The organism is Bradyrhizobium sp. BR13661 (assembly GCF_029892425.1).
GTDB lineage: Bacteria > Pseudomonadota > Alphaproteobacteria > Rhizobiales > Xanthobacteraceae > Bradyrhizobium.
Window position 1 is genome coordinate 15,140 of the sequence record NZ_JARXWB010000030.1, and the last position, 26,610, is coordinate 41,749.

General features: G+C 64.0%; 21 protein-coding genes. 6 read left to right on the forward strand and 15 right to left on the reverse strand.

Annotated elements, in window-relative coordinates:
* Positions 1 to 141 precede the first annotated feature (141 nt).
* A complete protein-coding gene (locus tag M2427_RS33650; protein WP_280711114.1) occupies positions 142 to 1,731 on the forward strand; it encodes an EAL domain-containing protein in 1,590 nt (529 codons plus the stop codon).
* Positions 1,732 to 2,763: 1,032 nt separating this feature from the next.
* Here the strand turns inward: M2427_RS33650 and M2427_RS33655 are convergent.
* From M2427_RS33655 to M2427_RS33720, 14 genes are all read right to left on the reverse strand, one after another.
* Positions 2,764 to 3,210 carry a CHRD domain-containing protein gene (locus M2427_RS33655; RefSeq protein WP_280711115.1) on the reverse strand — a complete coding sequence of 149 codons (447 nt, stop codon included), beginning with the start codon at positions 3,208 to 3,210 and terminating at the stop codon, positions 2,764 to 2,766.
* A 164-nt stretch (positions 3,211 to 3,374) separates the two neighbouring features.
* Positions 3,375 to 3,659, reverse strand: coding sequence for a hypothetical protein (locus M2427_RS33660; protein ID WP_280711116.1), 285 nt, complete (start codon positions 3,657 to 3,659; stop codon positions 3,375 to 3,377).
* A gap of 124 nt (positions 3,660 to 3,783) precedes the next feature.
* Positions 3,784 to 4,230, reverse strand: coding sequence for a hypothetical protein (locus M2427_RS33665; protein WP_280711117.1), 447 nt, complete (start codon positions 4,228 to 4,230; stop codon positions 3,784 to 3,786).
* A gap of 148 nt (positions 4,231 to 4,378) precedes the next feature.
* A complete protein-coding gene (locus M2427_RS33670; protein ID WP_348521961.1) occupies positions 4,379 to 6,100 on the reverse strand; it encodes a chemotaxis protein in 1,722 nt (573 codons plus the stop codon).
* Positions 6,101 to 6,105: 5 nt separating this feature from the next.
* Complete coding sequence (locus M2427_RS33675) at positions 6,106 to 7,197, reverse strand: chemotaxis response regulator protein-glutamate methylesterase (protein WP_280711119.1); 1,092 nt, start codon at positions 7,195 to 7,197, stop codon at positions 6,106 to 6,108.
* An 18-nt stretch (positions 7,198 to 7,215) separates the two neighbouring features.
* Positions 7,216 to 8,070, reverse strand: a complete 855-nt coding sequence (locus M2427_RS33680) for a CheR family methyltransferase (RefSeq protein WP_280711120.1) — start codon at positions 8,068 to 8,070, stop codon at positions 7,216 to 7,218.
* Between the two features lie 134 nt (positions 8,071 to 8,204).
* Positions 8,205 to 10,010, reverse strand: coding sequence for a methyl-accepting chemotaxis protein (locus M2427_RS33685; RefSeq protein ID WP_280711121.1), 1,806 nt, complete (start codon positions 10,008 to 10,010; stop codon positions 8,205 to 8,207).
* A gap of 61 nt (positions 10,011 to 10,071) precedes the next feature.
* Positions 10,072 to 10,560, reverse strand: a complete 489-nt coding sequence (locus M2427_RS33690) for a chemotaxis protein CheW (RefSeq protein WP_280711122.1) — start codon at positions 10,558 to 10,560, stop codon at positions 10,072 to 10,074.
* Positions 10,561 to 10,591: 31 nt separating this feature from the next.
* A complete protein-coding gene (locus tag M2427_RS33695) occupies positions 10,592 to 12,523 on the reverse strand; it encodes a methyl-accepting chemotaxis protein (RefSeq protein ID WP_280711181.1) in 1,932 nt (643 codons plus the stop codon).
* An 83-nt stretch (positions 12,524 to 12,606) separates the two neighbouring features.
* Positions 12,607 to 14,304 carry a methyl-accepting chemotaxis protein gene (locus M2427_RS33700; RefSeq protein WP_280711123.1) on the reverse strand — a complete coding sequence of 566 codons (1,698 nt, stop codon included), beginning with the start codon at positions 14,302 to 14,304 and terminating at the stop codon, positions 12,607 to 12,609.
* Positions 14,305 to 14,344: 40 nt separating this feature from the next.
* Positions 14,345 to 14,806: a chemotaxis protein CheW gene (locus M2427_RS33705; RefSeq protein ID WP_280711124.1), complete on the reverse strand. Its 462-nt coding sequence runs from the start codon at positions 14,804 to 14,806 to the stop codon at positions 14,345 to 14,347.
* Positions 14,806 to 16,899, reverse strand: a complete 2,094-nt coding sequence (locus tag M2427_RS33710; protein WP_280711125.1) for a chemotaxis protein CheA — start codon at positions 16,897 to 16,899, stop codon at positions 14,806 to 14,808. Before M2427_RS33710 ends, M2427_RS33705 begins: the two co-directional genes overlap by 1 nt.
* A complete protein-coding gene (locus M2427_RS33715) occupies positions 16,896 to 17,261 on the reverse strand; it encodes a response regulator (RefSeq protein ID WP_092300982.1) in 366 nt (121 codons plus the stop codon). The genes M2427_RS33710 and M2427_RS33715 overlap by 4 nt, the downstream gene beginning before the upstream one ends.
* A complete protein-coding gene (locus M2427_RS33720) occupies positions 17,261 to 17,584 on the reverse strand; it encodes an STAS domain-containing protein (RefSeq protein WP_280711126.1) in 324 nt (107 codons plus the stop codon). The genes M2427_RS33715 and M2427_RS33720 overlap by 1 nt, the downstream gene beginning before the upstream one ends.
* A 288-nt stretch (positions 17,585 to 17,872) precedes the next feature.
* Here M2427_RS33720 and M2427_RS33725 point away from each other — a divergent pair, with 288 nt between their 5' ends.
* The 5 genes from M2427_RS33725 (at position 17,873) to M2427_RS33745 (ending at position 25,400) form a co-directional block, all read left to right on the forward strand.
* Positions 17,873 to 19,012 (forward strand): HD domain-containing phosphohydrolase, encoded by a 1,140-nt coding sequence (locus M2427_RS33725; protein ID WP_280711127.1) that lies wholly within the window; start codon positions 17,873 to 17,875, stop codon positions 19,010 to 19,012.
* Between the two features lie 185 nt (positions 19,013 to 19,197).
* The gene (locus M2427_RS33730; RefSeq protein ID WP_280711128.1) at positions 19,198 to 19,869 is read left to right on the forward strand and encodes a hypothetical protein; all 672 of its coding nucleotides are present in this window, start codon (positions 19,198 to 19,200) and stop codon (positions 19,867 to 19,869) included.
* Between the two features lie 19 nt (positions 19,870 to 19,888).
* Entirely contained in the window at positions 19,889 to 22,039 is a 2,151-nt protein-coding gene (locus M2427_RS33735; protein ID WP_280711129.1) for an adenylate/guanylate cyclase domain-containing protein, read from the forward strand.
* Positions 22,040 to 22,235: 196 nt separating this feature from the next.
* Entirely contained in the window at positions 22,236 to 23,384 is a 1,149-nt protein-coding gene (locus tag M2427_RS33740) for a cyclic nucleotide-gated ion channel (RefSeq protein WP_280711130.1), read from the forward strand.
* Positions 23,385 to 23,480: 96 nt separating this feature from the next.
* Positions 23,481 to 25,400, forward strand: coding sequence for a caspase family protein (locus M2427_RS33745; RefSeq protein WP_280711131.1), 1,920 nt, complete (start codon positions 23,481 to 23,483; stop codon positions 25,398 to 25,400).
* Positions 25,401 to 25,411: 11 nt separating this feature from the next.
* Here M2427_RS33745 and pobA read toward each other — a convergent pair whose 3' ends face one another.
* Positions 25,412 to 26,584 carry a 4-hydroxybenzoate 3-monooxygenase gene (gene pobA, locus M2427_RS33750; protein ID WP_280711132.1) on the reverse strand — a complete coding sequence of 391 codons (1,173 nt, stop codon included), beginning with the start codon at positions 26,582 to 26,584 and terminating at the stop codon, positions 25,412 to 25,414.
* Between the last annotated feature and the right edge of the window lie 26 nt (positions 26,585 to 26,610).

Here is a 26,610-nt window from a genome sequence, read left to right on the forward strand (position 1 = left end):
CCGTTAACCACATTGACGTCCCTTGAGCGATCGCGCCGCTGGCTCGCACTCCGTGGGCAAGGCTGCAGGCCCGTTTAAACCTTATCTTAGCGCCGTGATGCTTAGTATCCGGGTCAACCTTCTTTGACCCGCACGGGCCGGATGAAAGCAGCACGGCCGAAACTCTCATTGATGGCGCTCGTGCTTGCGGGTGCGGCCGCGTTCGGCTTTGCGGGTCACTTTGCCGCGACGCGCTTCATCCACGATCAGCAGGTGCGGCAGCTCGACGCGCTCACCGAGGTGGTGCTGCGCCGCTCCGAATTCGCTGTCGACTTTGCCGCCGCAAGCCTCGACGATCTGGCGGGACGCGGGCTTGCCACATGCGATCCAGCCTCGCTCCAGGCGATCCGTCTCCACGTCTATCAGCGCTCCACAGTGAAGGACGTGCGCCTCGTCAATGCGGATGGCTCGGTGATCTGCTCGGCCTATTCCGAAACGCTCGAATTCGACAAGGGCTGGGTCGACCGCACCGACATGCTTGCCTCGCGCGATTCGACGCTGATGCTGTTCCGCGTCGAACAGTTCGGCGGTGACGCACTCGGCGTGCTCAGAGACATCGGCGACAACAAGGCCTTGGTCGCCATCCTCGGGATCAATTCCAGCCTGTTCGACGTCATGCCGGCCGAGTTGCGCGCACATGGCGGGGTATTTCTGGCACTCCAGAACGGCGCACAGCTCGGCGCGTTCATGCCTGACATGGACAAGGCATTCGCGCATCCGGTCGATTTCGAAAGGGACTCAGCGCGCTATCCCCTGCGGACCCACATCCGCGTCGACCAGACGGTTCTGTCGACATGGAACAGCGAAGCTTACTGGCCCGCGATGGCGCTCGCGCTCGCTCTCGGCGCGCTGTTCGGCTTCCTTCTGTCGCGGACCCGGCGCATGGAAGGCCCCGTCGCCGATCTTGACCGTGCGCTCGCGCGTGGTGAGTTCAGGCCGTATTTCCAACCGATCTTCGATTTGCAGACCCGCCAGATCAGGGGCTGCGAGATCCTGGTGCGCTGGCTGCGTGAGGACGGATCGGTCGTCCCGCCGATGAACTTCATTCCGCTAGCGGAGTCCAGCGGACGGATCGAAGCCATGACCTGGCAGTTGCTCGATCGCGCGCTGGCCGATCTCCAGCCGCATTTGAAGGCTGACAAGAACTTCAAGCTGTCGTTCAACGTCGTGCCGAAGCACCTTTTGACCCCAGGCTTCGTCGATACGCTGCGCGCCACCGTCAGCACGGCCAGAGTTTCGGCCCGGCAGGTCGTGGTCGAGGTGACAGAGCGCGGCGAGCTCGAAGACCTCGCGCGCGCCGCGAAAGCGGTGAGCGAGCTGCGCGAATACGGGTTCCGCGTCGCCATCGACGACGTCGGCGTCGGACATAGCGGGCTATCGCGCTTGAAGGGATTGGGCGCAAATACGATCAAGATCGACAAGTTCTTCATCGACACGATCACGGTAGACGCCTCCACCACGACGATCGTGGAAATGCTGGCGGCACTCGCCAGGGATTTCCACATGACCGTCGTGGCCGAGGGAATCGAGACCGAGGAACAGGTCCACGCGCTGATCTCATGCGGCGTTGAGGAGGGACAGGGCTATCTCGTGGCAGCCCCCCTGCCATTCAGGAAGTTCGCCGAGTTGCTCGACAGAGCAAGCCCTGATCCTTCGGCAGGTGTGACAGAGAACGTTGAACTCGTCGCCTAGTCTCTAGCGCAATCAGCGAAGATGGCATGGCAAATGCTTCGCATGCGCCATGTTCGCACTGCTGGTCTTGTTGGCTATTTTTACGGCGGGATTTGCCGCAGGCTCGGCATTCGCGAACTTCGCTCGCGAAGGCGTCGACGTCGGCTGAAGCGAATTTCCTTTTGAGCAGCGAAGGGTTCCGGGCGCGCCCCTCGCAAACTGGGTTATGCCGCTGGCATGTTCCGAAACCCACTTGTCGCTGCGACAGGCCTCTGCCTCGCCCTGATAGTCTACGCCACGCTGGCAACGCTGACCGTCAGGCCAGTGCTCATCGGCCACTCCGAGGCCTACTGGGTCGTGGTTGTCGAGCGGTTCAGCGCCTATTGTTTGCTGGGCGTGCTTTTTTCATTTCTGCTGCCTGGACGATTTGGCCTGGCATGCGCCCTTGTGGTGTCGGTCGCAATTGGTCTCGAGATGTTTTAGGCGTTGACGCCCGATCGCGATCCGGGTCTGCTGGATGTGCTGCAAAAGGCAGCAGGCGGAACCGTAGGCGTTGCCCTGGCCTCGCGTTTTTGCCCCGGCCACCGTCTTGGTTGAGATCGTCACAGCGTTATCTCCGCGAGGCGCTGCACGAGACAGATTGGCAAATGGCTTCCTGCCGTGGAACGTCAACTGCTTCTGGCTGTCGCCCTGATCACAGGGACGAGCTTGTTGGGCACGAGCTTGCCAGCGGCGGCGCAGGGCACTTCCTCGAACGGTGTGCGCAGCGGCTATGCCGGGACGAACTCGTCCAGCTCGACCACCACGTCGACAGGATCGTCCACTGGAGCTTCCTCCACCCAGGCACCTCGGAACCTGGGTACCGGCCAAGGACGAACCGAAGGCGCTATGGGCCTCTCACCCCAGTTGCAGAAAGAGATGGGGATCAGCCGTCAACAATAGCGGCCGTTGGCGGCTCGGAAGCAGCAGCGCGACCTGACGCCAGTGGCGGGGTGTGATCACCGCGCGGGAGTTTGCGACGAAATAGCGGCGCCTCAATTGGCCTCCGCTCCGTTACTTCACCATCTGCCCACGCAGTTCACCACCGGGATTGAGGGCGGTGTGGATGTTCGCGTACCATTTTCCGGCCAGCAGATCCGTCGCCTGATTTTCGGTGAGCGTGGCTGTGCCCTGGATCGGGCTTTGGACCGTCTTGAACGGCAGGGCGATGCCAGCGTTCTTGCCGGCTTCACTGGGGCCATGGAAATGGGCCCCCATCGCAGGCCCCGTCAGGCCGGCAAAGGTGATCGTATAGGTCAGGGTTTTCGTATCGGTGTCAAAGGTGGCTTCTGCCTTACCCGACCCCGATGAGTTGTTGGGTGGCACTTCATTGCTGCCTTTGAGATCGGCCTGTAGTTTCACCACCTCTGCGTTTGCCGCACCAGTCGCAACGATCAGCAGAGCGGACAGCGCCGCCGTCCCCAATAGTGTCACGCAGACCCGATATCTGGCTTTCTTCATGGCACCCCTCCCTGCGGGCTCATTGGCCCGACGCGGATGGAACACCGGCCGCAGCCGGAAATTCCGGATGCGGATTAATGCACGATTCGGGACAATTTTCGCGGGAAACTCAGCGGTCCCGCAGCGGCCGGTCTCACGCGAACGGCCGAGGGGGCAAGGGCGGCTTAGGCCACTCCGCGCTTATTATAGACCTCGTTCGGCGTCAGGAGTTCGGCCATCTGCCGGTGGGTGGCCTGAAGCGCCTCGATGGCACTATCGAAGTCATAATCCGACTCGCGAACGGAGGCGAAGAATTTGGCCGTCAGCGCCAGGTCCAGCTTCACCCGCGTTGCGCCATCCCGGCTTTTCTTACGGTCAAGCGACAAGTGAATGGCTCGCAGTCTCGCCTCGCCGCTGCTGCAGTCGCAGAGCGCGCCGAGTTCGTCATATGTCATCCAGATCTGAGGCATGTCACTTCCACCACGCTTGTTCGGCCGCAGACTAGATCGTGATGTCTAAAGCTTCGTTGTGCAGGGCTCGCTGCGTCGCGCTTTCACCGCAATAGCGTCAACGCAAGACTAAGATACAGGAGGGCTAAGATGCTGGGGGTCTGGCAGGCCCGAACGGAGGCCGCGGCCGCGAGCGGCTATCGAGCCCCTTCGGCAATTTGTCGGCATTGAGCTGCACGACCGCGCATTTGGCCTCGGCCACCGGCGCTTCGCCCTGGCTGTAGATCAGCGTGCACTCGAACTTGATCTCAGGCACCTCTCTCGCCGACCCCGAACATGTTGCCACCGCGCCGTTGCAGGCGCCGACGAGATCGACCACGACCTGATCCGGGCCGAACAAACCCGGGGCGCCCTCGGCATGACGTTCTACGGTCAGCACAGCCGTAAAGCGATGCTGATCGACCTGATAGGAGCCGCCATAGGTGAAGAAGCCGTCACGGCCGGCGATCTGCCCATCAACCAGATCGACAAGGCCTGTGCCCTGGCCACGCGGGGTCCTGAACCAGGCAGCGTATTTGCCGTCTCTCAGCATGAAAAACATCCGTCGTAAAATCGAGAGGTATTTGCGACCAACTCTGGGGCGCGACAATGACCATTGCGACGCGGTTTTCGCCAGGGTTAACGGCCTGCAAAGCCGATTCTTAAAATTGCCGGCGCAGCTGCACACGCCGGCAGCAAATTCAAAACAATTCTAAGCCGTCGTCCGCCGCCTCGACCGCTTCAACCCGCCGGGTGACGGTGCTCGACGACAGCCCGAGGGCTTGCAAGAATTCTCGATGAACGTCGCGCTCGCGCTCCATCGTGTAGCGCGCAAAAAGATCGTCGAGCAGCGCCTCGTCCTGCGGCAGCATGCGATGCGTGCCCGCGCTTGCCGTCTCGAGCCGCGTCGCGACGGTGGGCAGCGTTGCGGAGGTCTCGCCGAGCGAACGCATCAGGCCTTGCGCCGAATTCATCAGGCTCTCGAACTCGGCGCCTTCGTCGACGAGCCGGCTCATCAGCTTGCCGAGACGTTCGTTGCCACCTTCGACCTCACGCAGCGCCTGCAGGATCTGCGGCTCGAGCTTGGCGAGCTGGGTGGGATCGCCCTGGACGCGGAGCTCCTTCAACTCGCCCGCGGATTTCTCGATACCGTCGAGAACGGGGCGCAAGCGCGCGGCGCCGGCCGAGACCTGGTCGGCAGTCGCCTTGAGCTCGTTGGCGATGACGACGAAGGCGCTGCCGCGGCTGCCGAGATGGCTGGCCTTGAGGCCCGCATTCATACCGATCAGCGTGATGTCGACCGTGGCTTCAGCGAGGCCCGCAATGGCCTGACGGAATTTCGCCAGCGTATCCTCGACGACCGCCAGGGCCTCGTCGACCGAGCGGCCGGCGCTCTCGCAGGTCGCAATCAGGGTCGAGGCGTGGGCCAGCGTCTGCTTGATGCGGGTGAGGAACGACGAGGAGGATCCGTTCTCGCCGCCGAACAGCGTCCGGCCGTGACCGACAACGCCGCTTGCGTCATTCAGGATCTCCGTCAGCGCGCGGACGATCTGACCGATGTCGCCGCCGAACTCGCGTTGGGCGTCCCTCAGCTGGGCCGCCTGCAGCGTGCGGATCGCATGGGCGCCGTCTTCGCTTGCGACCGGTCCGGGGACGAGGCTCGGCCCCGAGCCGGACGACAGGCGCAAGCCGTGACAGACATGTTCGAGGCGCTGCCGGGTGCTGTCGCCAGCTTGCAAGGATATGATCGCGCCGCCCACCGCTTCTGCGATCTTCCGCGTGCTGCCGCTGGCGAGATCGGCGAGATGGCTGCTCTTGCTGCGCTGCTCGCGCAGGCCGGAATAGGCCGCACCGAGTTCGGTGCTTTCCGCGACCAACTGACCGCCGTAAGTCTTCTCGAATTCCTTCTGCCGGCCGGATGCAGTGGCGACCGCCTCCGACAGGCGCTGCTGGTCCCGCGCGCAGCCCTCGATCGAGCCTTGCACGGCCTTGCCGAGGTCGTAGGCCTCCTGCGTGAAGGCGAGAAAGCCCTCGCGGTCGCCGTCGAGCGATGCCGCCTCGATCCGGGCGCTGCGCGCGATGATGGTAATCATCCCGATATGCTTGAACAACGGCTTGAGCAACGCAGACGCCTCGGTCGTGCTCTTGCCAATCATCGCAAGCAGCGCGCTCTCGGCCGGCAACGCCCGCGCCAGCTCGCTCAGTCGCGCCGCGATCTCCTGCAGTGCCGTCGCGGCGCCCTCGATCTCGGCGCCGGAGAGCTCTCCGGAGAGAGACGCGAGCCCCTGATTCAGGTCCTTGAAGATGATGTGGCCGCGCCCGAGCTCGCCACCCACGCGTGCAAATATGGTCTCGATGCGCGACGAGACGTCCTCGACCGCTGCAACCGCATCCGTCACATTGCTGGCCGGGTTTGCAGACATCGCAATCAGCCCGCCACCGCCGGGTGCCCGGCCTGAAACCATTGCATGATCTCGCGCGGAATCTGGTTCAGCGAGACCACCTTCTCGACCCCGCCGTGGGCAATGGCTTCCTTGGGCATGCCGAACACCACGCAGCTTTCCTCGTCCTGCGCCCGGGTCGAGGCGCCGAGCTTGCGCATCTCCAGCATGCCGCGCGCGCCATCATCGCCCATGCCGGTCATGATGACACCGAGCGCGTTGGCTCCGGCATGCTGGGCAGCCGAGCGAAACAGCACGTCGACCGAAGGACGATGCCGCGACACCGGCGGCCCGTCCTTGATCGCGACCTGAAAGCGCTGGCCGATGCGCTGAAGCAGCATGTGGCGCGCACCCGGAGCGATATAGGCCCAGCCCGGCAGCACCGGCTCGCCGTCCTCGGCCTCCTTGACGCGGATCTGGCAGACGCTGTCGAGCCGCCTGGCAAAGGCCGCCGTGAAACCCGCCGGCATGTGCTGGACGATCAGGATCGGAGGACAGTTCGCGGGCAGCATCTCAAGCACGTCGTTGAGTGCTTCGGTTCCGCCCGTCGAGGCACCGATGCAGACGATGCGCTCGGTCGTCGGTCGAACCTTGCCCAGCACTGGCGGCGGGATGATGGCGTCCGCCGTCAGCTTCTTCTCGATCACCCGCCGTTCCGCACGTGGCCGCACACGCGCGCGCGCCGCCGACTTCACGGATTCACGCAAGCGCGTCGAGCACTCGAGCAACGCCTGACGCGTGTCGATCTTCGGCTTCGGCACGATATCGACGGCGCCAGCCTCGAACGCCTCGAACATCACGTGCGAGCCTTCTTCGGTGAGCGAGGAGCAGATGATCACCGGAATCGGACGCTGCGCCATGATCTTGCGCAGGAACGTCATGCCGTCCATGCGCGGCATCTCGAGGTCGAGGATCATGACGTCGGGGATTTCGTCCTGGAGGCGCCGTGCGGCAACGAACGGATCGGACGCCGTCGCCATCACCTCGATATCAGGGTCATCGTTGAGGATCGTCTGAAGGATTTGGCGCACCGACGCCGAATCGTCCACGATCAGTACGCGAACTTTCTCCCCCGGCATGTTGCAACGTGCTCCCGATCAAACCTGGAAAATGGTCGGCTGAACCTGCTTCAGGCCCGGAACAGAACTGTGAACCATCGACTCGGAATGTCCGACCAGCAAATACCCGCCGGGCCGCAGATGACTGCAAAGCTGCTCGACCACCTTGCGCTGCGTCGGCTTGTCGAAATAGATTAGCACATTGCGGCAGAAAATCATGTCGACGTCGCGGTCGACCGGATAGGCCGGATCCATCAGGTTCATCCGCATGAAATGCGTCATGCGCCGCAGTTCGGGCACCACCCGCGCTTCGCCGCGCGACTTGTCGCGTGAGGACAGGAAATACCGCTTCACGAACGGCTCCGGCACCGGTGCCAGCACGTCGCGGGTGTAGATCGCGGTCTTGGCGAGGCGCAGCACCGCGGTCGAGATGTCGGTTCCAAGGATGCGATACTGAAACCGCGATCCGCTTCGCGTCATGTCGTCCAGCACCATGGCCACGGTATAGGCTTCCATGCCGGTAGAGCTCGCCGAGCTCCAGACCTTCAGGTTCGCGTCTCTGCGGCCGTGCGCCTTGAGCAGCGCCGGGACGGCGATCTCCCGCATGAAGGTGAAATGCTGCGGCTCGCGGAAGAAGTCGGTCTTGTTGGTCGTCACCACATCGATCAGATGGGTGAGCTCTGCGTCGAAATGTTCCGGCTCGAACAGGTTGTCGACATATTCGTTGAGGTCAGAGAAATTCAACGCCCGCACACGCTTGTGCAGGCGCCCCTCCAGCATCAGCCGCTTGCCCTGCGGCAGCTTGATCCCGACCTGGCCCTCGATCAGTTCGGCAATGGTGCGGAAATGGCGGTCCGACAGATGCACAGCCGTATCCTGCATGGCGGGCATCATCGCCGCCACCCCCGGCCCCGAAGGCCCGCATGCAATGAATGTCGGACCATCAGGGCCATCTGGAATCCTACGCGTTTACGCGACAACCGAAGAAGGCAGGCCCGCCTCAAAGGCGGACCTGCCTTCGAAAAACCTCAGCGTTGAAAATCGGCGTCCCGATCGTCCTCGCCGTCGTTCATATCGAACGCGAAGCCACCTGCACCCGCAGCCTTCATGGCGCGTGCCGGTTTGGCCTGCGGCTTCTTGGCGGGACGCTCGGCTGCTGCCATGGTCGCAGCCTTGGCGCGGAGCTGAGTGACGGCCCGGTCGATCGGTGCCGGGGCATGGCTCTTAGCGCCGTGCTCGATGCGGAAATAAGCAATCGTCGACTGGAGCTGCTCGGCCTGCGAGGCGAGTTCTTCCGAAGTGGACGACACCTGCTCGGACGCGCTTGCATTCTGCTGCCCGACCTTGTCGAGCTGCTGGATCGCCTGGTTGATCTGCGAGGAGCCGACATCCTGCTCGCGGCAGGCCGCAGTGATCTCTTCGACGAGCTCGGCCGTCTTCTTGATATCGGGCACGAGCTTGGACAGCATCGCGCCGGCCTCCTGCGCGACCTTGACGGTCTCCGTCGACAGAGTACCGATCTCGGCTGCGGCCGCCTGGCTGCGCTCGGCAAGCTTGCGCACCTCGGAGGCGACCACCGCAAAGCCCTTGCCGTGCTCGCCGGCGCGCGCGGCCTCGACCGCCGCGTTGAGCGCAAGCAGGTCGGTCTGGCGCGCGATCTCCTGCACGATGGTGATCTTTTCGGCGATGGTCTGCATCGCACTGACGGCGCGGCCGACCGCAGCACCGCTGGCTTCGGCGTCCTTGGCGGACTGCGCGGCGATCTTCTCGGTCTGGTTGGCGTTGTCGGCGTTCTGCTTCACGTTCGAGGCCATCTCCTCCATCGAGGAAGACGCTTCTTCGGCGGACGAGGCCTGCTCCGTCGCCCCCTGCGAGAGCTGCTCGGCGCTGGCCGAGAGCTCCTGGCTGCCGGCCGAGACGTTCTGGGCGGCGGTGAGCGCTTCAGAGACGATCTGACGGAGCTTTTCGACCATGCGCTCGAGCGCGATACCGAGCGTATCCTTCTCCGACAGTGGCTTGGCCTCGACGGTGAGGTCACCCTGCGCAATCTGGTTAGCGACCGCCGCCGTCGCATTCAGGTTCGTCGTCATGGTGCTCAAAGACTTGACGAGATCGCCGACCTCGTCATTGCTGGAAACCTCGATCTTGTAGCTGAGGTCGCCGATCGCAACTGCATCGGCGAGGCCAACGGCACGGGTGAGCCCACGGCTGATGCCGATCGCGATCCAGAACGCCGCCACCAGTGCGATTACGAGGGATACCGCGAGCAGAGCCAGCAAGGTGGTCTGGGCACGAGCGCCTTCTTCCCGCGACTGTTCGGACCGGTCAGCCATCAGCTTGGTGAGGAAGGCCACATATTCATCGGCAACCGCAATCGCTTCGCCTCCTGCCTTCCGTCCCTCCGTCGAGGAACGCTCCGCTGCCTTTGCCCTGTCGACCTTCGCGAGATGGAGCGTCTCATCCTGAACCGCATTCATCTTGCCGTAAGCAGCGGCAAACTTCTCGATCAGCTTTTTCCCCGCCTCTGTAGCGATCGCATAGAGCTCATCCTTCTTCTTGCCGAACTCCGCTCGCATGCCGCCGATCTCGGTGGCGAAGCGATCGGTCTCCGCGTCAGATGTCGCCAGGATTGCGTTCTTTTCTGCGCGGATCTGCAGGATCACGATCTTTTGGAGTTCAGCGGCCCTCTGCAGGCGTCCGCCCGCGGACACCAGCGTCTCGCTGGAGCTCATGAGGTCGCTGAGCTTCATGTAGGAGACGGCGCCAGCGGCGACGAAGAGAAGGAGGATGATGCCGAAAGCGCTCGCAAGCTTGGCTTTGACGGTGAATCTCATGGTGGGCGTTTCCTGGATTGAATTGGGTTGCTACGCTTTACGACGCATCACTGTTACGCGTTCAGGCAGCACAAGAGGCGTCGATCGACGCCTCGCGCCCCTCAGGCAGTTCATCGCTGGCCATCAGCTTGGTCAGATCGAAGATGACGACGAATTTGTCGCCCTTGCGCCCGATACCGGCCGCATAGTCCGACTGCCACCGCCCGCCCACATCAGGCACGGGCTCGATGGCCTGCTCGTCGATGTCAGTCACTTCGAACACGCAGTCGGCCACGAAACCGACGCCGACGAGGCGTCCTTTCATCGGTACGTCAAGAATGATGATGCGGGTCGCCTCGGTGGCCGGCACGGCCGGAAGACCGAGCTTGGTCCGGAGATCCACGATCGGATACCCCGCGCCGCGCACGTCGATCATGCCGAGCAGGAAATTCGGTGCATGCGGCAGGCGCGAGATCGGCCGCATGTCCAGGATTTCCCGCACGTTGCGGATCGAGATGCCGAACGTCTCGCCGGCGAGCCCGAGCGTCAGATATTGCGAGGTTGCGGCCATGCTTGGGTCCCGGTTCAGATGGTTGTTGTTGTCAGCGCTGAAATTCGGCGTCGCGATCGTCTTCGCCGTCATGCATGTCGAACGCGAATCCGCCACCGCCCGCGACCTTCGTCGCGCGCGCCGGCCTGCGGGCGGGCATAGGCTTCCTCGCGCCACGATCCGCTGCCTCCATCTGTCCCGCTTTGCTGCGGAGCTGGGCGACAGCGCGGTCGATTTGCGCGGGCGCGATGTTCTCGCGGCCTGCCTGTTCAATGCGGAAGAACGAGATCGTCGACTGGAGCTGCTCGGCTTGCGAGGCAAGCTCTTCCGAGGTCGATGACACCTGCTCGGAAGCGCTGGCGTTCTGCTGGCCGACCTTGTCGAGCTGCTGGATCGCCTGGTTGATCTGCGAGGAGCCGACATCCTGCTCGCGGCAGGCCGCGGTGATTTCCTGCACCAGCTCGGCGGTCTTCTTGATGTCGGGCACGAGCTTGGCCAGCATGCCGCCGGCCTCTTGCGCGACCTTGACGGTCTCCGTCGACAGGGTGCCGATCTCGGCGGCGGCCGCCTGGCTGCGTTCGGCGAGCTTGCGCACCTCGGAGGCGACCACCGCAAATCCCTTGCCATGCTCTCCGGCGCGCGCGGCTTCGACGGCCGCGTTGAGGGCGAGGAGGTCGGTCTGGCGCGCGATCTCCTGCACGATGGTGATCTTCTCCGCGATGGTCTGCATCGCGTTGACCGCGCGGCCCACGGCGGCTCCGCTGGCTTCCGCGTCCCTGGCCGATTGCGCTGCGATCTGCTCGGTCTGGTTGGCGTTGTCGGCATTCTGCTTCACGTTGGAGGCCATTTCCTCCATCGAGGACGACGCCTCTTCCGCCGACGAAGCCTGCTCGGTCGCGCCTTGCGACAGCTGCTCGGCACTGGCCGACAGCTCCTGGCTGCCGGCGGAGACGTTCTGCGCCGCGGTAATCGCTTCGGTGACGATCTGCCTCAGTCTCTCGACCATGGTCTCCAGCGCGATGCCCAGCTTGTCCTTGTCGGAAATGCGCTTGGCTGTGACCGTGAGATTGCCCCGTGCGATCTCGTTGGCGACCTCCGCGTTGGTGTTCAGGCTGGCAATCATCCGCTCCAGGGCGATGCCCAGCGTATCCTGGTCCGACAGCCGCTTGGCTTCCACGGCGAGATTGCCCTGTGCAATCTCGTTGGCGATTGCGGCTGTCGTATTGAGGTTCGCGGTCATGCCGTTCAGTGCCTTCACGAGATCACCGACCTCGTCGTTGCTCTTGACGTCGATCGTCTGGCTGAGATCGCCGATCGCCACCGCGTTCGCCAAGCCAACCGCCTTCGTCAGTGCACGGCTGATGCTGAGCGCGATCAAGGTCGCAGCGGCAGCGCCGATGATCAGAGACGCAATCAGGATGCTCATGAGCAGCATCTGGGCGTGGCTACTGTCCGCCCGCGACTGTTCCGCCCGCTCGTCCATGAGCTTCTTGAGGAAGCCGACATACTCATCGAGGCTCTTCGATGCCTCGGCGACAGACCTGCGGACCGCTCCGGTCGACTGCTCCAGCGCCTTGGTTTTGTCGGATCGCGCGAACTTGAGCGACTCGTCCTGGGCGGCATTCACGTCGCGATAAAGCGCCGAGAACCGGTCGAGCATCTTCTTTCCGGTTTCGGTCGCCGTCGCGTAGATCTCGTCCCTGGTCTTGACCAGATCCTCGCGGATCTTGCGCACCTCGGCCGTATAGCGCTCGACGTCGCTGTCCGACTGCGCCAGAATGGCATTCTTTTCAGCGCGGATTTGCAGCAGAAGATCCTTCTGCAATTCGTCCGCCTTCGCCGATCGTCCGGCGGCCCCGATCAGGACCTCGGTCGAGCTCGCCAAGTCGCTGAGCTTCAGATAGGCGACGGCGCCTGCAATCATGGAGAGGAGAAGAACCGCACCAAAGGCAGTGGCGAGCTTTGCTTTGACGGTGAAGCGCATTTCAATGAACCTTCGGGCCTGGCCCGGTTTGATGTTGGAAAGTGCGAGCGACATCACCAGCTGCGCCCGTCCAGCAGCAACACTCAGCGTTGGAACTCGGCGTCGCGATCGTCTTCGCCGTCGTTCATATCGAAAGCAAAGCCGCCACCACCCGCGACCTTCATTGCGCGCGCCGGCTTCCGGGCGGGTACAGGCTTCTTCGCGCCGCGTTCTGCCGCCAGCATCTGCCCCGCCTTGCTGCGGAGCTGGGTGACGGCGCGGTCGATCGGCGCGGAGGCGGCACGCTCGGCACGGCCGGCCTGTTCGATGCGGAAGAACGTGATCGTCGCCTGGAGCGCCTCGGCCTGGGAGGCGAGCTCTTCCGAGGTGGACGACACCTGCTCGGACGCGCTGGCGTTCTGCTGGCCGACCTTGTCGAGCTGCTGGATCGCCTGGTTGATTTGCGAGGAGCCGACATCCTGCTCGCGGCAGGCGGCGGTGATTTCCTGCACGAGCTCGGCCGTCTTCTTGATGTCCGGCACCAGCTTCGACAGCATGTCGCCGGCGTCCCGCGCAACCTTCACGGTCTCGGTCGACAGCGTGCCGATATCGGCCGCGGCAGCCTGGCTGCGCTCGGCAAGCTTGCGCACCTCGGAGGCGACCACCGCAAAGCCCTTGCCGTGCTCGCCGGCGCGCGCGGCTTCGACCGCCGCGTTCAGCGCAAGCAGGTCGGTCTGGCGCGCGATCTCCTGTACGATCGTGATCTTCTCGGCGATGGTCTGCATTGCCTGGACGGCACGGCCGACAGCGACGCCGCTGGCTTCCGCATCCTTGGCCGACTGCGCCGCGATCTTCTCGGTCTGGTTGGCGTTGTCGGCGTTCTGCTTCACGTTGGAAGCCATTTCCTCCATCGAGGAGGAAGCTTCCTCCGCCGACGAGGCTTGTTCGGTCGCGCCCTGCGAGAGCTGCTCGGCGCTCGCTGAGAGCTCCTGGCTGCCGGCAGAGACGTTCTGCGCGGCGGTAAGAGCCTCCTCGACCACCTGACGAAGCTTTTCCACCATGATGTTCAGAGATTTCACGAGATCGCCGATCTCGTCATTGCTGGAGACGTTGATCGTCTGGCTGAGATCGCCGCTCGCCACCGCACTGGCAAGGCCGACCGCGCGGTGAAGGCCACGCGAAATGCTCATCGAAATCCAGATCGCAGCGATCAGGCCGATCGTCAGCGAGACCAGCACGGCAAAAATCAGCAACATGTGAGCGCGGTTGCCGTCCTCGTGAGCCATCGCGGTCTGGTCGGCCATGTTCTTCTTGACGTTGGTGACGTAGACGTTGGCGGCGTCCAACGCTTCGCGGGCGGCCTTGCGGACCTCGACCGCAGAGAGCTCGACGGCTTTCGGCCTGTCGGTCCGGGCGGCCTTGAGAGCGCTGTCCTGAACGGCATTCATCCGGGCGTAAGCCGCACCGAAATCCTCGATCAGCTTCTTGCCCTCGGTAGAGGCCTGCGCATGGATTTCCTCCTTCAGCTTCAGAAGCGTCTCGCGCTGCTTGGCGATCTCGGCGACGAAGCCGTCCGCCTCGCTATCGGCCGCCAGAAGGAGATTCTTCTCGGCCCGAACCTGGAGCAGAATGCCCTTCTCGATTTCCGCTGCGCGGTCCATCCGGCCGGCGCGCGATACGAGGTTGTCCGCCGTGTCGATCATCTCGCTCAACTTCACATAAGCGAGACCGCCCGCCGCCATCGAGAGCAACAGGACGACGCCAAACGCGCTGGCAAGCTTTGCCTTGACCGTAAATCTCATATCCAGCCCCTAACCCCGTCTCGCGCCCGGAGACCTCGTTTCAATTCAGAATTCGTTCCATGTTCGGAACGATGACGAACTCTTCACGCCATTTCGCAATGAAGCGAATGAACTCCGGCTTCCAGTGCATGCCGACGCGCGGCGTCTGCTGCACGGCGGCCTGCGAGATCTCCGTGACTTCGTAGACCTTGTCGGCGGTGACGCCGACCAGAACCGGCTCGCCGTCGAGCTCGATCTCGATGACGACGATGCGTGTGTCGGCGGAATCGTCGAGCTGCGGCATGCCGAAGCGGATACGCAGATCCGCCAGCGGAATGACGTTGCCGCGCACGTTGATCACGCTGGGAACGAAAGCCCGCGCGCCCGCCACCTTGGTCACCGGCACGGGATCGATGATCTCGCGAACGAGGCCGGCGTCGAGCGCGAATTTCTCCTCGCCAAGGCCGATCATGACGACCTGCATCGCGTCGGCCTGATGTTGATCCGCCTGTCCACCGGTCATTACGCCGCCTCGCTGATATGCTGTTTCTCGACCTTCGACTGCGCCAGCGCAACGAGCTGCGCGACATCGAGGATCAGCGCCGCCGTGCCGTCACCCAGGATGGTCGCGCCGGAGAAGATGGTGACGTCCGAATGCAGCTTGGAGAGCGATTTGATCACGGTCTGGTGGTTGCCGATGATCTGGTCGGCGACCAGGCCAACGTGAGTCTCGCCGGTCGAGATGATGATCGTCTTCTGGTGCCGATCCGGCGTACCCGACGACGACATGATCTCGCGCAGGCGCAGGAAGGGCACGAGGTTGCCGCGCACGTTGAGGAAGTTGCGGCCGCGCGAGCGTTCGTCCTCGGCGGTCAGCTCGATGCATTCCTCGACGGCCGAGAGCGGAATGATGTAGCGGCCCTCGCCGACGCGGATCAGCAGGCCTTCGATGATCGCGAGCGTCAGCGGCAGGCGCAGGGTCACCGTGGTGCCCTGGCCCGGCCGGGTCGACAGGTCGATCGAGCCGCGCATGTTCTCGATGGTGCGCTTGACCACGTCCATGCCGACGCCGCGGCCGGATAGCGCGGAAATGGTCTGCGCGGTCGAGAAGCCCGGATGGAACAGGAACTGGTGGATCTCGTGATCGGAAAGCACCGCACCGGCGGCGATCAGGCCCTGCTCTTCGGCCTTGGCACGGATGCGGGCGGTGTTGAGGCCACCGCCATTGTCCTTCACCGTGACGAGAACCTGCGCACCGGAATGCACGGCGGCGAGCTCGATGCGGCCCTGCTCGGTCTTGCCGTTGGCCGTGCGGGTCGCGGTGTCCTCGATGCCGTGGTCGATGGCGTTGCGGATCAGGTGCACCAGCGGATCGGCCAGGCACTCGATCATGGTCTTGTCGAGCTCGGTATCCTCGCCCGTCGTGACGAACTCGACCGGCTTCGACAGGTCGCGCGACAGATCGTGGATCAGGCGGCGGAAGCGGCCGAACAGCGAGCCGATCGGCACCATGCGCGCGCCCATCGTGGTGTCGCGCAAGGACGAGGCCAGACGCTCGATTTCCTCGGCGATCATCTTGATCGACAGATCGGAACCGGAGGCAGCGAGCTGGGTTAGCCGCGCCTGGGCGATCACGAGCTCGCCGACGCGGTCCATCAGCTCGTCGAGGCGCTCGGCCTGGACGCGGACCGTGGCGATGCCGCGGTCATCGCGCTTGGCTTCAGCCTTGGCTTCCGGCTTCGCTTCGAGTTTCGCTTCGGGCTTTGCAACCGGCTTCGGCTCCACATTCGCTGCGGGCTCAACGGCAACGGGTGCTGCAACTGCCTCAACCACCGGGGCAGGCGTTTCGGCGACCGGCTCCTCGTCGAGGAGCTGGAACAGCGGCATCGGCGCGGGCGCTTCGACGTGCTCCAGCGGCGAGAGCGTCAGCTTCATCTCGTCCGAGACGAACATGAAAACGTCGTCGATCGCAGCCTTGTCGCAGGCCGCGTGCAGCTTGACGTCCCACTTCAGATAGCAGTCTTCCGGGTCCATCTCGTCGAGGAACGGGATGCCGTCGGTCACGGGAACGACGAAGCAGGGACCGAGCTTGCAGAGATCTTCCAGCAGATCGAGCGGGTTCGATCCGTTGCGCAGGATATGGGACTCGAATTCCAGATAAAGGTGCCAGCCGGCCTGCTTGCTCTCGACGGGCGCGAGCGGCGGGGCTTCAGCGATCTCGGCGACCGCGGCAGCGGGCCGATCCGGCGAAACGAAGCGCTTGAGGTCGTCGAGGATGGCTTCGCCGATGATGTCGTCGGTCGACTGCGGATCCTCGATCAGCGCGCGAATGTAATCCTTGGCGGCGAGCGCGACCGAGATCAGCTCCTGGGTCGGCTTGATCTCGCCCTTGCGGACGCGGTCGAACGCGGTCTCGAATTCGTGGGTGAAGGAAGCGACCTTGTCGAAGCCGAACATCGCACCCGAGCCCTTGATCGTGTGCAGGGCGCGGAAGGCGGAATCGACCAGCTCGCGGTCGTCGGGACGCTGGCCGAGGTCAAGCAGAGCCCCTTCCAGGACCTCGAACAGCTCGCTGGCTTCCTGGCGGAAGACCTCGGTCGGGTCCATCGCACTCATGCGCGCACCAGCTTTGCGACGACGGCGAGCAGTTGCTCGGGCTTGAACGGCTTGGTGATCCACCCCGTGGCGCCGGCGCTCTTGGCTTCCTGCTTCACCGTGTCATTGGATTCGGTGGTCAGGAACACGATGGGCATGCCGACCGCGCTCGGCAATTTGCGCAGCGCCTTGATCAGCTCCAGCCCGTTCATGACCGGCATGTTGAGGTCGGTGATGACGAGATCGAGCTTGCCGGCCTGTGCCTTGGCGAGGCCCTGCGCGCCGTCACCGGCCTCGATCACGCTGTGACCGGCCGGCTCGAGCACGACCTTGATCATCTGCCGGATGCTGGGAGAGTCGTCGACCGTGAGAATCGTGGCCATTAGGTGCCATCTTTCTTTTGCGGGAAGTGCTGATTGATCATCGCCTCGCTGGCGAAACCGGCGCGGCCAAGGGTGTTACGCAGAGACTGGGAAAAGGACGTCAGGACCACCGGGCGGCCCTGGGCATCGCCGGTCTTGGCAGCCGACAGCAGCAGCTGGATCGAGGTCACGTCGGCCTTGTCGACGCTGGAGCAATCGATCTCGAGCCGGTCCTGCCGGCCGAACGCTTCGCGGATCAGGTCGTAGACGCTGCGGATCGCGGCGATGCTGCAATCTGCAGGCAGCCGCAGGGACCACTTCGGCTCAGTGACATCAGACGACATTCGTCCCCCAAATTGCCTGGGACTCACTGCACGCATGGCGAGAATCCCGTAAAATAACTATTCGCGGACGGGAGTGTGGAAACTCCTAACGGAGCCCCCCGTACAACTACGGGTCACAATCCGAAGAATTTCGCGTATGCATGCAAGCGTGTGCACCAGCCGCTCAAATCCCATGCGCAGCGCGCAACGTTGAGGCAGCGTGACGCAGCACGGATGTTTGCTCCGCGTTAAATCGACCGGGCTATTCGTTGAGGTCATGCTTCGCCATCCGAACCAGTCCGGCCGCCGATGCTGACCCAAGCGCTTCTGGTTGATGACAGCCGCTCTGTTCTCAACTACCTGAAACGTCACATTGAAGCGGAGGGCCTCGTCGAGGCCACGACCTTCCTCGATCCCGTCGAGGCGCTGGCCTGCGCGCGGGAGCGCGTGTTCGATTTGGTGCTGGTCGACTACGAAATGCCGCACATGGATGGCATCAGCTTCATCCGCACGCTTCGTACGCTGCCCGGCTGCGTCGACATCCCGATCGCGATGATCACCTCGCGGCAGACCGACGACATCAAGATGGAAGCGCTGCAGGCAGGTGCAACCGATTTCCTGCCCAAGGCGCCGCAAAGTCTCGAGATGACCGTGCGCCTGCGGAATTTAATTCAGCTTGGTGCAGCCGTACGCAAGCTCAACGATCGGGCTGCACATCTGGCGAGCGAAGTCGCAGCCGCAACACGCAAGCTCGGCGAGCGCGAGGAGGAGATCATCCTGCGGCTTGCCCTCGCGGTCGAATATCGCGACAACGACACCGGCGAGCACACGCTACGGGTCGCCCGCTACAGCCGCATCATCGCCGAGCAGCTCGGCCTCCCTCCCCGGCTTTGCCGCGACATCTACCTCGCCGCACCGCTGCACGACGTCGGCAAGGTCGCCATTCCCGACAACATCCTGCTCAAGCCCGGCAAGCTGACCGACGAGGAGATGGCTGTCATCCGCACCCACGCCACGATCGGCGCGAAGATCCTGGCCGACTCCGGCTGCGAGCTGATCCAGCTCGGCGCGCAGATTGCCGCAGGCCATCACGAGCGCTGGGACGGCGGCGGCTATCCGGACCGGCTGAAGGCAGACCAGATCCCGATCGCCGCGCGCGTGGTCGCGGTTGCCGACGTCTTCGACGCCCTGACGACACGGCGTCCATATAAAGAGCCGATGCCGCTGGACGTGGCGCGCGACTATCTGGTGCGGAACCAGGGACGGCAGTTCGACCCGGCCTGTGTCGAAGCCTTCCTCTCGCGCTGGAATGAGGTGGTGGCGATCGCCACCGGGCAAGCTGGGCCGCTGTTGCAGAAATCGGAGCCGATCCTCGCACCCTTCATACTGGGAGCGGCCGGGAACCGCCTTGACCAGGATCGCACACCAGACACCGCGGCGGCGGTCTGACCTCGCGCGTTCCATCAGGGTTGGCCGACCCGCCTTATTCTGCCATCACGGGTTTGAACCTGTTCCTGCTAGGGTGCACCAATACAAAGAGTGATTCTGATCACACTTGGGTGGGTTCATCCCCTGCTAGGCTTGCGGCCGGACAGTGGATCAGCCGGATATCGTTCGAACGGGAAGAGAAAGTCATGAGAACCCTGATCGGCGCCTTCATCGGCGTGTTGTGCCTCGCCGCCCCCGCCTTCGCGGAGACCCCGGCCGCAATCGTCGAGGATGTGCAGGGCAAGGTCGACGGTGTCGAGTTCATGGACTATGTGGCGCCCGGCAAGATCATCAAGCTGGGCCCTAAGGCCGGCATCACGCTCAGCTATCTGAAATCCTGTCTGCGCGAGACCATCACCGAAGGCGTCGTGCTGGTCGGAGCCGAGCAGAGCACGGTACAGCTCGGCAACGTCCAGCGCGTCAAGGTGCCGTGCGATGCCAACGCGGCGCAGCTCTCCGAGCGCGAGGCGAACCAGAGCGCGGCCACCACGTTCCGCACCATGCGCAACGACGTCAAGGGCGGCGCGCCGTCGAAGCTGCCGACCATCTACGGCACAGCCCCACTGATCCAGGCCAAGGGCGGCAGCACGCTCACGATCGAGCGCACCGACGGCAAAGAACCGACAATCAACGTGCCGCTCAAGAACGACATCATGGTCGGCGGCAAATTCTACGATATGACCAAGACCGGAAAGTCGCTGACGCCAGGCGGCAGTTATCTCGCGACGCTCGGCGCCAAGCGTTTCGCCTTCCAGGTCGACGCCAGCGCGACCGCATCGCCGACGCCGATTGTCGGCCGTCTGCTGCGACTCGAATAGAGGACCCGCGACAGCAACGATGCGGCGGATCGGCAGGCGGGACATCGTTGCGGCGATCCTGATTGCGCTCGTTGCGGGCGCCGCCTTCACGTCGTCGCCGCTCCAAGGCCTGCAAGGTCTCTCGCTCGACATTCTCACGGCCTTGCGCTGGAAGCTGATCGGCGACCACCGCGATCCCGCGACATCGCCGGTCGTCGTCGTCGCGATCGATGGCGAGACCTACGAAACGCCGCCCTTCAAGGGATCGCCGACCCAGACCTGGACGCGCGAGATCGGCCGGGTGCTCGGCAGCATCACCGATGGCGGTGCCAAGGTGATCGGATTCGACGTCATCTTTCCGAGCTCGATCGAGCAATCGGAAATTCCTTTTGGTGACGCCTCATTTGGCAGCCGCGTCAAGGGATTTGACCGGGACTATCTGATCGCGCTCAGGCGCCTCTCCGACAGCGGCAAGCTGGTGCTTGGCGAAATTCTCAGCAACGACCATTCCGACAGGCCCGACCGCGCGCAGCAACTGGTGGTGAAAGGCAACATCCGCGCCCTCAACGTCCACACCGACCCCGACGATGTGATACGGCGGATGCCGCTGAGCTTTCCCATCGAGGGGCAGGCGGTGCCCACGATGGCCGTCGAGCTCGCAGCCCGCGCCTTGGGCGCAAAGCTCGAGATCGGACCGACCGGGGTGACGAGCCTGTCCGGCTATGCGATTCCGAGCGCGGTGCCCAATACGCTCACGCTCAACTTCCGCGGCATGGGCCGCGACATCCCGGCCTATTCCTTCGCCGACCTGCGCGCTTGCGTCGAGAAGAAGGACACCGAGTTCTTCCGCCGCGCCTTCGACGGCAAGATCGTGCTGCTCGGAAGCATCCTCAATTTCGAGGACCGTAAGCTCAGCTCGATGCATCTGGCCCATGGATATGACGGAACACCGGGGGCGCGATGCGCCCTTCCTGCGCCTGCGAACGCCGAGCAGAAAGCGCGCAGCCAGATCGCCGGTGTTTTCGTCCATGCCACCGTCGTCCGAAATCTGCTCGAGCATGATGCCGTCACCGAGATCAGCTCTCCGCTGCGGCTGATGCTGACTGTTCTGTTCGCAGCGATCATCGCTGCTGCCGCTTGCCTGCTGGCGCCCACCGGCGCGGCGATCGCCTGGCTCGGCCTCACCGTCGCCTACGCGGCTGTCGCCATCAGCACATTCGCGCATGCCATCGCGCTGCCCTTGACCGAGCCCGCGCTCGCGGGTCTCGCGGCGCTGGGGCTGATGATCGGCTACCGCTTCGTGATCGCCGACCGCGAGGAGCGCTTCCTGCGCAAGAGCTTTGCGTTCTATCTCGCGCCCGAGGTGATCGAGAGCATGGTCGCCTCCGGCAAGATGCCTGTGCTCGGCGGCGAGATGCGCAACATCACCATGTTCTTCTCGGACCTCAGCGGCTTCTCCTCGATCGCCGAGAAGATGACGCCGGGCGAGCTGGTCGCATTGATGAACGACTATCTCTCCGCCATGACCGACATCATCGAAAGCCACGGCGGCTACGTCGACAAATATATCGGCGATTCCGTCGTCGCGATGTTCGGCGCGCCGGCGGACGATCCCGATCACGCGCGGCACGCTGTTGCGGCCGCGCTGGAATGTCGCGACCGGCTGGAAGAGCTCAATGAGAATCATCCCGCGTTCCGCGGACGCGGCCTGGCCCACCGGATCGGGTTGAACAGCGGCGAAGCCGTGGTCGGCAATATCGGCTCGCGCCGCCGCTTCAACTACACGGTCATGAGCGACACTGTGAATCTCGCCTCGCGGCTCGAAGGCGCCAACAAGTATTTTGGTACGACGATCATGGCGTCGGAGGCGACCGTGAACCAGAGCCGGGACGCCTTCACCTGGCGCGAACTCGACACGGTCAGGGTGCAGGGACGCGACGAGCCGATCACCGTGTACGAACCACTCGCCGAAAAGAGCAAGGAGACGCAGGAGCAGGATCTACGCGCAGCGACCTACGCCAAGGGCCTTGCATGCTGGCGTGCGCGCGACTTCGCGAAAGCCGCCGAGCTGTTCGAAACTGCCGCCGGCCACGATCAGCCGTCCCGATACTTTGCCAAGCGGGCGCGGACACTGGCGGCAAGTCCGCCACCGGCGGACTGGACGCCGGTGAACACGCTCGAAGGAAAATAGAAACCGACGTCGACCGGACGGCCTTCGGCCCAGCCGAGCCCTACTGAGTGCGTGATGGCGAAGTGGATGCAGCGCGCAATCGTTGACTCAGGTCAATCCCGTTACGCAAGCCCCCCGCTATCAGGAGAAGTTCGCGGGCTGCCCGCGGAACGTCGAGCTTCGCTTGCCGACTCTGGTCTATCCAGCGTGAACGTCGATGAGATCCGCTTACTGGCCGTCACTGGGCTCCATCCCCTCCAATGGTCTTGCGACCATTGGGCTGCTCGCGATGATCCTCAACACGGCACCGGCGGCGACGACGGCCCAGCGGCTCCTGTTTTCCTCGACCGTCATTGCGGTCTCGGCCGCAATGACCGCCATGCTTGCTTTCCACCTCTGGACGGTCCCGGGATGGCGGAAGCGCTTGAGATATATAGCCTCGACCGAGGGGATGATTGACCTGGCCTCGGCCTGCGCGCTGCCATTCGGGTGGCTCATCATGCCGGACCCGCAAGATGCCCTGCTCTTTGCTTTGATATGGGCCCTGCGTTACATCCGCCACGCTTCAGGCCTCGCGCTGTTCTGGCGCGTGATGCATCGCAGTCGCACCGCGCTGCTCAGCATTCTCAGTCTCTTCATTGCGATCTTCTTCGTCGCCTCCTCGCTCGCCTACATTTTCGAGCGGCATGCTCAGCCGGACGCGTTCGGCAGCATACCGCGGGCCATGTGGTGGGCCATCGTCACCATGACCACAACGGGCTATGGAGACATGTTACCGGTCACGATCTGGGGACGGCTTCTGGCAGGATGGGTCATGGTCGGCGGCGTCGTGATGTTTGCACTGCAGGCGGGCATCATCGCCGCCGCCTTCGCCGCAGAATTGCAGCGTCGGCACTTTCTCCACATCTGGGACCTGGTCACGCGCGTACCGCTATTCCAGAAGCTCGGCGCCGCCACCATCGCCGATATCGTACGGCGGCTGGAGATGCGCGACGTCAGCAAGGGCGCCGTCATCGTCCGCAGGGGCGAGCCAGGCGACACCATGTATTTCGTCGTTTCAGGGGAAGCTGCCGTGCTGCTTGACTCGACGACCATCACGCTCAATCCCGGAAGCTTCTTCGGCGAAATGGCGCTCTTGTTCGGTGCCCCCCGCGCGGCGACCGTCGTCGCCACCAAGCCCAGCGTCCTGCTCGTGCTCGATGTTGCGGATTTGCGCGAATTGGCGGCAAGACGGCCGGAGCTCGTCAATCTCATCGAGGCCGAAGCCCGACGCCGCAAAGATGCCAATGCGACAGGACAAACGCCGCCGTCGCCCCCGTCCAAAGGAACGCCCCGCGAGTTCGCCGCCGCGCCAACCCCGGACTGAATGCCGATCGACGCGCGCCGTTGATGTTCCTCAATGACATCGGATGCTGCTCGAGTCAGATAGACGCTCCGAGAATCCGGACAGGTGCTCGTTGCCATGGCCGTCGTCACTCGTCGCGTTCAACTGATTGCGCTCATCGGCCTTGCCGTACTGGCGACGCTTACCTGTCCTCGCCTGGGCGAGGCCGCGCAGACCGACTACGACGACTGCGTCGCGATGCAATACGACCGCGTCAGAACCGAGGCGGAGATCGCGGCCACCATCGCGACCTGCACGCGCGTGTTGCAGGATCCTTCCGCCTCGGCCGAGCGGCGCGCCTACGCCCTCTATTTCAGGGCCCTCAATCACTTCCTCGAAACGACGCGGCTTTCCCTTGCCGAGATGAAGCCGATCGGATCGGCCGGCGATGCTGCGCAACGCGAGCTCAAATCCGCGCTTGATGACCTCGCCGCATGCATCGCTGTCGCACCCGCGCCGCATCCGCAACCCTTCAGCCTCAGGGCGACGATCCATACGGTGCTGGAGCAGTTCGACTTGGCCCTCGACGATCTCGCGCAAGCCATCCGCGCCGATCCGAAAATCTCCCATCACTTCGTCCAGCGCGCGCTGATCCTGGAGCGGCTCGACCGGTTTTCGGAAGCCCGCGCCGATCTCGACGCAGCCGTCGGGCTCGACCCCGGAAACCAGAACGCGTGGATCAATCGCGCCATGCTGTGGGCCCGGTATGGTGATGTCGAACGGGCGTTTGCCGATTACGGCCGTGCCGAAGCCGTCGGCGGCGCCCAGACCTGGCACGCGCTCAGCGGCCGCGCGCGGCTTGCGGTCAGTCGTGGCGATCCCTCGCGCGGCTTTGCCGACTGGACCCGGGCCGCCGAACTCACGGTGCTGCCCACGCTGGCCGCGCAATTCCACGTTCGCGCCGGAAATCTGGCGCGCGACTACCTGAAGGATCGCGACAAGGCTCTGCAATCCTACGCGCGGGCGCTTGCCGTCGCACCATACCACGCGGACGCCCTCATTCAGCGCGGCATGGCCTTCGAACGCGCCGGCCGGCTCGACGATGCGTCAAACGACTATCGCAAGGCGGGCGAGATGACCCGCGGCAATCCGCTCGAGAAAGGCATCTACGACTACTCGGTCTTCCGACTGGAGGTGCTGCGCGCACGAGCGGCGCGAAAGGCGGGCGATCCGCCGCTGCCGCCAAACGTCAATGTCCTGTCCGGCTCGGCCCAGGCTGCCGGCAAGGATCGCGGCCGGCGCATCGCCCTCGTCGTGGGCAACGCGGCCTATGAGCATGTTCCGGCCCTGATGAACGCCGACCGCGACGCCGAGAGCGTCGGGGCCGCCCTGGGCGAGGCCGGGTTCGCTCGCGTCACGGTGGCGACCGATCTGGACAGGAGCCAGATGGAAGGCGTGCTGCGGCAGTTTGCCGACGAGGCGGCCGGCGCGGACTGGGCGCTGGTCTACTATGCCGGCCATGGCATCGAGATTGACGGGGCCAATTTTGCCATACCGATCGATGCGAGCATAGATACTCTGAGAGAAGCTTCCTCGCACGCAATCTCGATCGATCAGATGGTCTCCGCCGTCGAGCGGGCGAAGACTCTTCGCCTGGTCGTTCTCGACGCCTGCCGCGACGATCCGTTCGTGCAGGAGGCGCATCGGGCGGCCGCCAGCAAGCGAACGTTCAACAAGTCCGCCGATGCCGCGCTTGATCCTCTGATCGCCCGCCGGAAGGAAATCGGGGGAGGCCTCGCCGGCGTACGCCTTGCCCAATTGAACACGATCGCGCTGTTCTCCACGCAACCCGGCCAGATCACGCTCGACGGCGACGAACTGAACAGCCCCTTCACGCGGGCGTTCGTGTCGAACATGGCGACCCCGACCCTCGACCTGCGCCTGTTCTTCGAACGGATTCGCCAGGACGTGTCGAACACCACACAGGGGCGTCAGCGCCCGGCCGTCGACGGGCGCCTCAGGGAAGGCGAGCAGTTCTTCTTCTTTCCGGCGCGGTGACCGGAACCGCTCTAGAACGGCAGCCCCACATAATTCTCCGCGAGCAAACGCTGCGCCGTCTCGGACGAGAGCAAATAGTCCAGTTCCGTCTGCTGCAGCCGGTCCTCATACTCGAGACGATCAGGGAAACGATGCAACATCATCGTCATCCACCACGAGAAGCGCTGTGCTTTCCAGATCCGCGCCAGCGCCTTGGCCGAATAGCCCTTCAGCCCGGAATCGTCGCCGTCCTGATAGTGCGCAAGCATCGCGTGGTAGAGATAATAGATGTCGGAGGCGGCACTGTTCAGCCCGCGCGCGCCGGTCGGCGGCACGATGTGGGCGGCGTCGCCGGCGAGGAACAGGCGGCCGTAGCTCATCGGCTCGGCGACGAAGCTGCGCAGGGGCGCGATGCTCTTCTCGATCGACGGGCCGGTGATCAGCCGTGCGGCGACCTCATCCGGCAGACGAGTTTTCAGCTCGGTCCAGAACGCATCGTCCGACCAGTCCTCGACCTTGTCGGTGAGCGGCACCTGGACGTAATAACGGCTCAACACCTGTGAACGCAGCGAGCACAGCGCAAAGCCACGCTCGTGCTTTGCATAGATCAGCTCCGGCGACACCGGCTTGGTCCGCGACAGCACCCCAAGCCAGCCGAACGGGTAGACCTTCTCATATTCACGGAGCACGTCCCTCGGGATCGACTTGCGGCTGACGCCGTGAAAGCCGTCCGCGCCAACGATGTAGTCGCAATCGACGCGAACCGTCTCGCCGTTCGCGCGATACGTCACATAGGGCCGATCCGAGGTCAGATCATGCGGCGTCACGTCCTCGGCATTGTGAACCACCTTGCCGCCAAGACGGTCGCGCGCCTCGTAGAGATCGCGCGTCAGCTCGGTCTGGCCGTAGACCAGCACCGAATTGCCGCCGGAATGCTTGTGCAGATCGATATGGGAGAGCACGCCATCATGGGCGATCTCGAAACCGTGGTGGATCTCGCCTTCACGGTCCATCCGCTCACCGCATTGCGCCTCGCGCATCAGGCGCGCGAAGCCGTGCTCGAGCACACCGGCGCGGATGCGGGCCAGCACGTGCTCGCGGCTGTATTTCTCCAGCACGATGGTGTCGATGCCCTTCAGGTGAAGGAGCTGGGACAACAATAGCCCAGACGGCCCTCCGCCGATGATGCAGACCTGAACTTTCATTCTTCTGTCCTCCCGTCGGCACTATT